Below are 11,310 nucleotides of genomic sequence, written 5' to 3' on the forward strand. Positions count from 1 at the left end.
CTCCACCAACCCCACCCGCTTCCAGCACCCCGTCGCAGGCACCGATAAGAAGGAATGCGTCGAACAGGGCAAGAAGTACTTCTCCGTCGCCTCCGGCGGCGGCACCGGCCGCACGCTGCATCCGGACAACATGGCCGCCGGCCCCGCCTCCTACGGCATGACCGACACCATGGGACGTATGCATTCCGACGCGCAGTTCGCCGGTTCCTCCTCCGTTCCGGCACACGTCGAGATGATGGGCTTCCTCGGAATGGGCAACAACCCGATGGTCGGCGCCACCGTCGCCGTCGCCGTCGCGGTCCAGAACAGTCTCAAGTAAAAAAGGCGAATAATAACGCAAAACCGACCGGTCGCTTGACCGGTCGGTTTTTTGTTGCTGTTATCCGAGGTTGTCGTGTTTGTCAGTCTTTCAACTTGTAATAGAGCATACAATGGCAGTAGCCCTCGAAATCGGGGTCCTTTATCTGCGCGCGGAACTCCTCGCACATACATTTATACTCCTCTTTGCGTTCAAGGCGGCAGGGGCAGTAGCCGCCCGTACGCTCCAGGCCTTCTTTTATGACCGCGACTATCTCCTTGTCGGGATTGAGCGTTATCTTCATTCCGGCGCCTCCTTTGATTACGTTATAATTATTATAACATATTATGGCGTAGTTTGGCAAGTGTTTTTGTCCCCGCATCCTTTTTATCTGATTTATACATTGGTTGTATATTTTCCTCTTGCAAGTTTCTGACGATAGTGATATAATATCATAAATATTATGATAGAAGGCGGTATACGTATGAAGTTTTCAGAAATGCCCTATAAGCGCCCGGACATCGAGGCGGCGAAAAAGCAGATAGCCGAAATGACCGAGGCGTTCCGCTCCGCTCCCGATTTCGCGACGGCGGAAAAGCTCTTCCTCGAATACGACTCGGAGCAGAAGCATATCGCTACCGCCTCTTCGATCGCCGAGGTGCGCCACACGATAGACACACGCGACGAGTTCTACGACGCGGAGGTCAAGTTTTTCAACGCCGCATTCCCGGAGCTTCAGGAATACTCGCAGCAATGGACGCTCGCGCTGCTGCAGTCCCCTTTCCGCAAGGAGTTTGAGGAAAAGTACGGCAGCATCGTCTTCGTCAACGCCGAGATCCAGCTCAAGACCTTCTCGCCCGAGATAATCCCCGAGCTTCAGCAGGAGGGCGATCTCGTTCAGGAATACGAAAAGCTGCTCGCTTCCGCGCAGATACCCTTCAAGGGCGGAGTCTACACGATCGCGCAGCTCGGCAAATTCAAGACCGACGCCGACGACGAAACGCGCCTCGCCGCGTGGAAGGCCGAAGGCCAATGGTACAAGGACAACCAGCGGCAGCTTGACGAGCTTTACGACAAGCTCACCCACCTGCGCGACACGATGGGCAAAAAGCTGGGCTACGGCGGCTACACCGAGCTCGGCTATTACCGCATGGGCAGAAACTGCTACACGAAGGAGGATGTGGAGAAGTTCCGCGCCGCCGTCGTGAAATACCTCGTTCCCGTCGCGGACGGCATCTACCGCGAGCAGGCAAAGCGTCTGGGCAAGGAATACCCCCTGAGCTTCTCCGACGCCGCGCTGCAGTTCCGTTCCGGCAACCCCAAGCCGTTCGGCACGCCCGAACAGATACTCGAGCACGGCAGAGAATTCTATGACGAGCTTTCTCCCGAAACGAGCGAGTTCTTCCGCACCATGCTCGATAACGATCTGCTCGACGTGCTTTCCAAGGAAGGCAAGCGCGGAGGCGGCTACTGCACGACCTTCTACGATTACGAAGTACCCTTCATCTTCGCCAACTTCAACGGCACGAGCGGCGACGTCGAGACAGTTACGCACGAGGCCGGCCACGCCTTCGCGGACTGGACGAGCCGCAAGCGCGTTCCGATGGAGACGATCTGGCCTTCGATGGAGAGCTGCGAGGTGCACTCCATGTCGATGGAGTTCTTCGCGTGGCCGTGGGCGGAGGGCTTCTTCGGTGAAGAAACACGCAAGTTCTACTACTCCCACCTCGCCGGCGCGATCTGCTTCATCCCCTACGGTACGATGGTCGACCACTTCCAGCACGTCGTTTACGAGAAGCCGGATATGACTCCCGCCGAACGCCACGCGGTCTGGAAGGAGCTGCTCGGCGTCTATATGCCGTGGATGCGCCTTGACGGCGATATCCCCTTCTACTCCGAGGGCGAGGGCTGGCAGCGTCAGCACCACATCTATTCCTCTCCCTTCTATTACATCGACTACTGCCTCGCGCAGACCGTCGCCCTTGAGTTCTGGGCGATGATACAGAAGGACCTGAAGAACGCGTGGAAGCACTATATGGCTTACACCGTACAGGGCGGCAGCCGCACCTTCACCGAGCTGCTGAAGAACGCCGGCCTCGCCACCCCCTTCGACGAAAGCTGCCTGCGCGGAGTCTGCGCGGACGCCAACGCCTGGCTTGAAGATTACGACCTGACGGGGATCGAATAAGCCCCGCTGACAACTGCTATGTACGAAGAAGAAAACGAAAACACCGGCCTGTTTCCCGAACCCCCGGAGCATCCCGCAGAGCAGGCAAAAAAGAAAAAAGGCAGACGCGCTTATCTCGACGATATCCACCGCACCGCGGACGGCAAGTACGTCTACACCGGCCAGTGCTACGAATACGACGAGGAAATAAACACGCGCGGTTCCGTGCTGCTGCGGCTGTGGCTTCTTATGCTGCCCGCCCTCGCCGCATGCGTCGGCAGCGGCTTGTTCACCACGCCGTTCATGAGGGACACGTGGTACACGATAGGTCCGTTCGGCTTTGAGTTCGTCTTCGTCGGCACGGTCGTCTGGGCGGTCGGCAGGATAACCGCGAACGGAAGCATCCTGCGCGAGTACGTGCGCAAACAGACCTTCGGGGCGCTGCCCGCGAGGTGCTGGCTCGCGGTCGGATTCGCGGGCGTCGGGATCATAGGAGGCGCCGTCTTTATGCTCGTTCACGGCACCGGCGTAACGCTGCAGTCCGGAGAGGTCATCGACCAGACGTTCCGCTGTGTCGCTTATCTGTGTCTGAAGGCGGTAGTCATAGTCTGCTGCGCGTTTCTGGCGCGTTACGCGCCCGGAGTTGCATGGAAAAAGACAGCGGAAAAGGTGTAAAAACGACGTTTTTTGCAAAAAAACTAAATTTTCTCTTCCATTTTTGTTATAAATGTGTTATAATATCAAAAATATTGTGTGAGTATCGGTAGTGTACCCATCCAAAACGGCGGGAATACTGCCGGAAAAGCTCATTTGAAAGGGACGCGTCCCTTTCAATCGTCTTGCGACGCAAGACGGCGCGGGCGGATCTGCTCATCTCCAACTGTTATTTTCGGGATCGTTCCCGTAGATAAAATTATTTAGGAGGAAAAACAATGAAAAGCACAAAGAAAATCCTTGCACTGCTGCTTGCTGCGGTTATGTGCATGGGCCTGTTCGTCGGATGCGGCGAAGGCGGCAACGAAGCGAAGGACGACACTCCGCTCGTAGTCGGTTATTCTCCTTTCTCCGGCAAGTTCAGCCCGTTCTTCTCCGAGACGGCCTATGACCAGGACGTCCAGGCCATGACTCAGCTCGGCCTGCTGACTTCCGATCGTACCGGCGCCGTCATCGAGAAGGGCATCGACGGCACCACGGTCGCCTACAACGGTAAGGACTACACTTACTACGGCCCCGCGGACCTGACCATCGATCAGAAGGCCGACGGCACCGTCGACTACAACTTCAAGCTCCGCGAGGACCTCAAGTTCTCCGACGGCGAAAAGCTGACCATCGACGACGTCATCTTCACGATGTACACCTACGCCGACCCGTCCTATGACGGCTCCATCACCTTCTTCGCGCTGCCGATCAAGGGCATGGACACCTACCGCGCCGGTTGGGATACTCTCAACAACCTGATCTTCAACGCGGGCAAGGACAACACCGACTACACCCTCTGGACCGAAGCTCAGCAGACCGAGTTCTGGACCAAGTACGACGCCGCTACCCTCGCGCTGGCTCAGGAAATCGTTGACTACTGCGTAGCTAACGGTCTCAGCGAGGAAGGCGACATCAAGGGCGCCGCCGGCGCGTGGGGCTTCGAGGCCGCTGAAAACACCATCGAATCCTTCGTCGCTGCTCTGTCCGCCAAATACGGCGCTGACGTTGCCAACATGATCGGCACCGAGAACGCCGGCTCCGGCGTCGAGGATCTGTTCCCCGGCTACGACGCTTTCTCCCAGACCGCTGTCAAGACCGGTGATTCCGCCGACAGCATCGAAGGCATCAAGAAGACCGGCGACTACAGCATGACCGTTACCCTGACCGAGATCGACGCCACCGCCATTTATCAGTTCACCATGGCGATCACTCCTCTCCACTACTATGGCGACAAGGCCAAGTATGACTATGACAACAACAAGTTCGGCTTCGACAAGGGCGACCTCTCCGTTGCCAGATCGAAGATCTCCGAGCCCATGGGCGCCGGCGCCTACAAGTTCATCAAGTATGAAGACGGCGTTGTCTACTTCGAAGCCAACGAGAATTTCTATCGCGGCGTTCCGAAGACCAAGCTCATCAACTTCAAGCAGTGCCTGACCGACGACGATAAGCTCAACGGCGTCACCACCGGCACCATCGACATCACCGATCCTTCCTTCTCCACCGACACCATCACCGCCATCGAGAAGGCCAACAGCAACGGCGAGCTCTGCGGCGACAAGATCGAGACCAACACCGTTGACAACCTCGGCTACGGCTACATCGGCATGTGCGCGAAGGTCATGAACGTCGGCGGCGATCCCGCTTCCGATGCTTCCAAGAACCTCCGCAAGGCGTTCGGCACCATCTTCTCCGTCTATCGCGACGTCGCTATCGACTCCTACTACGGAGACAGAGCTTCCGTCATCAACTACCCGATCTCCAACACGTCCTGGGCTGCTCCTCAGTCCACCGACGACGGTTACAAGGTCGCGTTCTCCGTTGACAAGGACGGCAAGGACATCTACACCTCCGACATGACCGCGGAACAGAAGTACGCCGCCGCTCAGACCGCCGCCCTCGGCTTCCTCGAGGCCGCCGGCTACACCGTCGCTGACGGCAAGGTCACCGCTGCTCCGGAAGGCGCCTCCCTCGAGTACACCGCCTGGATCCCGGCTGACGGCTCGGGCGACCATCCTTCCTTCATGATCCTTAAAGAGGCTCGCGACGCGTTTGCTGCTATCGGCATCAACCTCATCATCAAGGACCTCACCAATTCCTCCGACCTCTGGACCGCTCTTGAGGCGCAGGAAGTCGCTATCTGGTGCGCCGCCTGGGGCGCCACCGTCGATCCGGATATGTATCAGATCTACTTCTCCGGCGACGAGGCGACTGGCAAGAAGGCCGGCGGTTCCAACTATATGTACGCCATCAATGATCCTCAGCTGAACAAGCTCATCCTTGACGGCAGAACCTCCACCGACCAGGCCTACAGAAAGGGCATCTACAAGTCCGCTCTCGACATCGTTATCGACTGGGCCGTTGAGATCCCCGTCTATCAGCGCCAGAACGCCATCATCTTCAGCGCTGAGCGCGTCGATCTCGACACCGTCACTCCCGACATCACCACCTTCTACGGCTGGATGAGCGAGATCGAGAACACCGTCCTGAAATAATAGGTAAGGTTTTCTCACCAAAGCACTGATGCTGCTTAATTCGCGGTATCTCGCCTGCCCCGCGGTCAAAAGACCGCGGGGCAGGCCGACTGCTTTTCGGACAGGCATTTCGCGTTCCTTGTAAAGCGGAGTTTCTGTCCGAAAAACAGTGACACGCCCCCGTTCCGTTACGTTTCGGCACGGGAGCGCGTTGCGTTATTCAAATCCCGATCGGAGGAATGATCTGTGCGAAAATTCATCATTAAGAGACTGCTGTTATCGGTGGTGATCTTATTCTTTGTCGCGCTCATTATCTACGCTCTTATGCGCTGCCTGCCGACCTCTTATATAGAGTCGATAGCAAGGCAGAAATCCATGCAGCCGGGCTCAAAGAGCTTTGACGAGTGGATGCAGCAGCTTTCCGCCACCTACGGTATGGACAAGGGCATAATCGCCGGCTTCTTCAGCTGGCTCGGTAAGGCGCTCACCGGAAACTTCGGCGACAGCTGGTATTACACCGAGCCCGTCCTGCAGGTATTCAACCGCACCGTGTGGCTCTCGTTCATTATGGGCGGCATAGCGTTTATACTCGAGATACTTATCGCGATACCTCTCGGAATAATCGCCGCTACCAAGCAGTACTCGAAGACCGACTACACAGTATCGGTAATAGCGTTGGCAGGTATTTCACTACCGACGTTCTTCTTTGCGTCCCTGTTGAAGCTGTTATTCTCCGTCAAACTCGGCTGGTTCGAGTTGTTCGGACTCGTCGGGCGCGACCATCAGCAGCTGTCGGCATTCGGGCAATTTCTGGATAAAGCGCACCACCTCGTCTTACCTATCATTACGCTCGTCGTTATCAGCATAGGCGGACTGATGCGCTATACCCGCACGAATATGCTCGAAGTCCTGAACGCAGACTATATCCGCACCGCCCGCGCTAAGGGCGTCAGCGAGCATAAGGTCATTTACAAGCACGCGTTCCGCAACACGCTGATACCGCTGGTAACGATCATCGGCGGCTCGCTGCCCGGCCTTTTCTCCGGCGCGCTGATCACCGAAACGCTTTATTCCATCCCCGGCATCGGATACACCTCCTATCACGCGATGGTAGGCGGCGATATCCCCTTCTCGATGTTCTATCTGACCTTCCTCGCGGTGCTGACCCTCGTGGGCAACCTCATCGCAGACATTCTGTACGCCGTGGTCGATCCGCGCGTACGTATATCGTGAGAAAGGGGGCGGAATAAATGAGCAAAAAAGAATCAAAGAAAAACAAGCTGAACTCCGCTTCCGAAAACCAGAACGAGCAGCAGTATTCGCTTAACGACGATCGCCGCGTAAAGGTCCTCTCTCCCGGCGCGCTCGTCGCAAAGCGCTTTTTCCGCAACCGTATGGCGATGGTCGGACTCATCATCCTCATCGCGATGTTTGCCTTCTCATTCATAGGCGGACTCATCTCCCCCTACGCCGAAGACCAGCCCTTCTACCGCGTCGACATTCTCGAAAAGGAATACGCCAGCGCGATACAGAACACGGACTTCCGCTATCTGACCGCCGACGGTCAGACTTTCCCCTCCGTCGTACAGGCCAAGATGATCCTCGCGGTCAATCAGAATCAGCCCACTTGCGAATACGACGGAATAACCTACAACGTCACGAAGGAAGGCGAAGACCTCTATTCCGTCTCGCTTACCGACGGCACGCTTATCGGTATCGGATACAAGGACATTTTCAACGCCAACACCTCCGAAAAGCTCCCCTTCGGGCTCGTATTTGAAGCGCTGAAGGCGTATACCAACGATACCGCCGCTTTCGCCTACGAAAACGCCGAATACGCTATCGATCTCGGCGACGGCACCGTCACCGGAAACGGCGAGGAGCTCGGCTATATCAGCCGCTACTTCGTGCAGGCGCTGATGCCGGACGTCTTCCTCACCCGCGAGTTCAAGGAAGACCTCTACGAAGCGCTCGAAAAGGGCGAAGATGAGTTCCGCTTCAAAGACGCCGACGGCACCGACTACGACTACAAGATCTCCTTCAACGCCGCTTCCAAGAAGTACACCATCAAGCAGGGCACCGAGTCCCGCGTTTACGATACCTACTCTTCACCGAGCAGCAAACACTGGCTCGGCACCGACAGATACGGTATGGATATGCTCACACGACTGATGTACGGCGGACGCGTTTCGCTGATGATCGGCTTCATAGTCGAGTTCATCGCCACCGTGCTCGGCGTTATCATGGGCGGTATTTCCGGATACTTCGGCGGCTGGGTGGATAACCTTATAATGCGTATCGTCGATATCTTCTACTGCATACCTTCGATGCCCATAATCATCATCCTCGGCGCCGCGATGGACGCCATGAGCGTCGATCCGAAGCTGAGAATGATCTATCTGATGCTTATCCTCGGCTTCCTCGGCTGGCCCGGTCTCGCGCGTATGGTCCGCGGACAGATCCTCTCGCTGCGCGAGCAGGAGTTCATGACCGCTACCGAGGCCTGCGGCGTCAGAGTTTCGCGCAGGATCTACAAGCACCTTATCCCGAACGTCATCCCGCAGCTCATCGTCTCCTGCACGATGGGCCTCGGCAGCACGATAATCACGGAGGCCACCCTCTCCTTCCTCGGATTGGGCGTCAGGTTCCCGTTCGCCTCCTGGGGCAATATAATCAACGACGTCAACAACACCTTCGTTCTGACGAACTACTGGTTCATCTGGATCCCCGCGGGCGTGCTCCTGCTGGTAACGGTTCTGGCGTTCAACATCGTCGGCGACGGTCTGCGCGACGCGTTCGACCCGAAGATGAAGCGCTGAGGAGGTTGTTGAAATGGCTAAGAAAAGAAACGACGGATATCTTTCCGCAAAGGAATCCCGCGCTATATCCCGCGCGAACCGCAAGATAACAAACGCGCTGGAAAAGCGCTATAAGCGCAAGAACGTGCCGGAGGAGGAATACCTCACTCAGATGCACGATCCCGCCAACTCGCTCGAGATCGAGAACCTTCACACCCACTTCTTCACAGACGTCGGCACCGTCAAGGCCGTCGACGGCATCACCTTCGAAGTTCCCGCCGGCAAGACCGTCGGCGTCGTGGGCGAATCCGGCTGCGGCAAGTCGGTCACGAGTCTTTCGATCATGCAGCTGCTCCAGCGTCCGCAGGGACAGATCGTCGAAGGCGAGATTCGCCTCAACCTCGGCGAAAAGGCCTACGACATCACTAAGACGCCCATCGAGACGATGCAGAAGCTCCGCGGCAACTATATCTCAATGATATTCCAGGAGCCCATGACGAGCTTGAACCCCGTATTCCGCATCGGCGACCAGGTCAACGAGGTCATCGAGCTGCACGAAGGCAAGGATATGAAGGAAGAGGACGTCAAGGCGCGTACGATAGGCCTGCTCGAGATGGTCGGTATCGCCAACAGCGAGGGCGTCTACAAGATGTATCCGCACGAGCTTTCCGGCGGTATGCGTCAGCGCGTCATGATCGCCATGGCGCTCGCCTGCAATCCGAAGCTCATTATCGCCGACGAGCCGACTACCGCGCTCGACGTTACGATTCAGGCGCAGATCCTCGACCTGCTCCGTCAGCTGAAGGATAAGATCAACTCCTCGATAATGCTCATCACGCACGACCTCGGCGTCATCGCCGAAATGGCGGACTACGTCGTCGTTATGTACGCCGGCAAGATCGTCGAGAAGGGTACCGCGGAGGACATCTTCCTGCACCCCTCTCACCCCTATACGATAGGACTTATGGCCTCCAAGCCGGTCGTCGGCAAGAAGGTCGAGAAGCTCTACTCCATACCCGGCAAGGTACCGAACCCGGTCAACATGCCGAACTACTGCTACTTCAAGGACCGCTGCGAAATGCAGGTCGACGCCTGCGGCGGCGAATACCCCTGCGAGATCAGTCTCTCCGACACCCACAAGGTCAGCTGCTATCGCTACTATGACAAAAAGGAGGGCGAAGATAATGGCGAAAGATAAGAAGCTCGAACAGGAAGCCGAACAGGTCACCGAGCAGCCCTCGCCCGAAATCGTTACCCCCGAGGAACAGCTCGTTCCCGTTCAGTACGACCCGCAGTATATTCTGATGGTCAACGGCCTGAAAAAGCACTTCCCCATCAAGGGCGGAATGTTCTCCAAGACGGTCGGCTACGTCAAGGCGGTCGACGGCGTCACCTTCAATCTGAAGCGCGGAACCACGATGGGCCTCGTCGGCGAATCCGGCTGCGGCAAGACCACCACCGGACGCGTTATCCTGCGTCTTTCCGGCGAAAAGACCGCCGGTCAGGTGCTTTTCAACGGCCAGGAGGTATACGACCTCTCGCCGAAGGAGATGCGCCCGCTGCGCACGAAGATGCAGATCATCTTCCAGGACCCCTTCTCCTCCCTCTCTCCCCGACTCCCCGTCGGCGAGATAATCGGTGAAGCCGTCCGCGAACACAACCTCGTCAGCAGAGAAGAGTTCGACGACTATATCGATCAGGTCATGGATAACTGCGGCCTGCAGCCCTTCCACAAGGACCGCTACCCGCACGAGTTCTCCGGCGGACAGCGCCAGCGTATCTGCATCGCCCGCGCTCTCGCGCTGAACCCCGAGTTCGTCGTCTGCGACGAGCCGGTCTCCGCGCTTGACGTTTCCATTCAGGCGCAGATAATCAACCTGCTCTCCGAGCTCCAGGATAAGTATAAGCTGACCTACCTTTTCATTTCTCACGACCTCTCCGTCGTCGAGCACATCTCCGACACCGTCGGCGTTATGTACCTCGGCAACCTGGTCGAATACGGCTCCACGGAAGACATCTTCCGCAACCCGCTGCATCCGTACACGAAGGCGCTGTTCTCCGCGATACCGGTGCCGGATCCGACGGTCAAGATGAAGCGCATCGTGCTGGAGGGCTCCATCCCCTCCCCCGCGAATCCGCCTTCCGGCTGCAAGTTCCACACCCGCTGCGAGCACTGCACGCAGCGCTGCAAGGAGGAGGTCCCGCAGCAGCGTGAGATCGAGCCCGGTCATTACGTTGTCTGCCACCTTTACGATCAATGAGCAAGCGCAGAGAATACGCCGATGACGACGGCAGACGCATCGCCGATATGAGCGGCGTCGAGCGTCCGAATCTGCTGACCGTCCGCACTCCGCCGAAGCAGGAGCGCGCGGACGCCGAAGGCGAAGAAGCCGCGCCGAAGAAGCCGGTTTGGGAAAACCCCGCCGCTTCGATGCCTAAGGACGACCGCAAGGCGTTCATCTGGGGCGCGTTAAGCGCCGGACTGCTGATAGGCCTCGCGTTCCTCGCCGGCCTTGGCCTCGTGATACTGCTGATAACGCTGCTTAAATAGCATAAAAGAGCAACCGCCCGTTTAGGGCGTGCAAATCAGGGATACGCCGGTCTTAAAAAGGATCTTTTCGCGCCGGTCGGCGTTGAAAGCGCTCGGAATACATACAGTATTCCATCGCGCTTTCGCCTTGTCCGACACAAAAATCTCTCTTTTTAAGATGCGGAGCAGTTTTGAACGAGATGTTTATCGTTCAGGCGAAACAACAAAACAGCGGTCATACTTGAGGTATGGCCGCTGTTTTTTGTGAAGCATGGGCGGGAAACAGCCGTTCAAAACCCGACTTATCCCTGATTTGCGCGCCCTTTGCACAGGGGAGCCGTCAA

At 57.2% G+C, this 11,310-nt stretch carries 10 protein-coding genes; 9 read left to right on the forward strand and 1 reads right to left on the reverse strand.

Features of this window, described 5'->3' with window-relative positions:
• A partial coding sequence (locus IJL83_08160; protein MBQ6553566.1) for a GGGtGRT protein occupies positions 1–319 on the forward strand: 319 nt, incomplete at its 5' end.
• A gap of 82 nt (positions 320–401) precedes the next feature.
• Here IJL83_08160 and IJL83_08165 read toward each other — a convergent pair.
• Entirely contained in the window at positions 402–602 is a 201-nt protein-coding gene (locus tag IJL83_08165; protein ID MBQ6553567.1) for a ferredoxin thioredoxin reductase catalytic beta chain, read from the reverse strand.
• Between the two features lie 180 nt (positions 603–782).
• On the opposite strand from IJL83_08165, the gene IJL83_08170 reads away from it, so the two are divergent.
• The 8 genes from IJL83_08170 to IJL83_08205 all read left to right on the forward strand — a co-directional run bounded on the left by IJL83_08170 (position 783) and on the right by IJL83_08205 (position 10,987).
• On the forward strand, positions 783–2,486 hold the full coding sequence (locus IJL83_08170; protein ID MBQ6553568.1) for a M3 family oligoendopeptidase: 1,704 nt from the start codon (positions 783–785) through the stop codon (positions 2,484–2,486).
• A gap of 18 nt (positions 2,487–2,504) precedes the next feature.
• The gene (locus IJL83_08175) at positions 2,505–3,140 is read left to right on the forward strand and encodes a hypothetical protein (protein MBQ6553569.1); all 636 of its coding nucleotides are present in this window, start codon (positions 2,505–2,507) and stop codon (positions 3,138–3,140) included.
• 257 nt (positions 3,141–3,397) lie between these two features.
• Positions 3,398–5,659: an ABC transporter substrate-binding protein gene (locus IJL83_08180; protein ID MBQ6553570.1), complete on the forward strand. Its 2,262-nt coding sequence runs from the start codon at positions 3,398–3,400 to the stop codon at positions 5,657–5,659.
• 225 nt (positions 5,660–5,884) lie between these two features.
• Positions 5,885–6,871, forward strand: a complete 987-nt coding sequence (locus IJL83_08185) for an ABC transporter permease (GenBank protein ID MBQ6553571.1) — start codon at positions 5,885–5,887, stop codon at positions 6,869–6,871.
• 17 nt (positions 6,872–6,888) lie between these two features.
• Positions 6,889–8,457 carry an ABC transporter permease gene (locus tag IJL83_08190; GenBank protein MBQ6553572.1) on the forward strand — a complete coding sequence of 523 codons (1,569 nt, stop codon included), beginning with the start codon at positions 6,889–6,891 and terminating at the stop codon, positions 8,455–8,457.
• Positions 8,458–8,470: 13 nt separating this feature from the next.
• Positions 8,471–9,634: an ABC transporter ATP-binding protein gene (locus tag IJL83_08195; GenBank protein ID MBQ6553573.1), complete on the forward strand. Its 1,164-nt coding sequence runs from the start codon at positions 8,471–8,473 to the stop codon at positions 9,632–9,634.
• A 106-nt stretch (positions 9,635–9,740) separates the two neighbouring features.
• Complete coding sequence (locus tag IJL83_08200) at positions 9,741–10,697, forward strand: ATP-binding cassette domain-containing protein (protein MBQ6553574.1); 957 nt, start codon at positions 9,741–9,743, stop codon at positions 10,695–10,697.
• Positions 10,694–10,987 carry a hypothetical protein gene (locus tag IJL83_08205; protein ID MBQ6553575.1) on the forward strand — a complete coding sequence of 98 codons (294 nt, stop codon included), beginning with the start codon at positions 10,694–10,696 and terminating at the stop codon, positions 10,985–10,987. The genes IJL83_08200 and IJL83_08205 overlap by 4 nt, the downstream gene beginning before the upstream one ends.
• Positions 10,988–11,310 lie beyond the last annotated feature (323 nt).

Source organism: Clostridia bacterium, from assembly GCA_017438525.1.
Taxonomy (GTDB): Bacteria; Bacillota; Clostridia; order Oscillospirales; family RGIG8002; genus RGIG8002.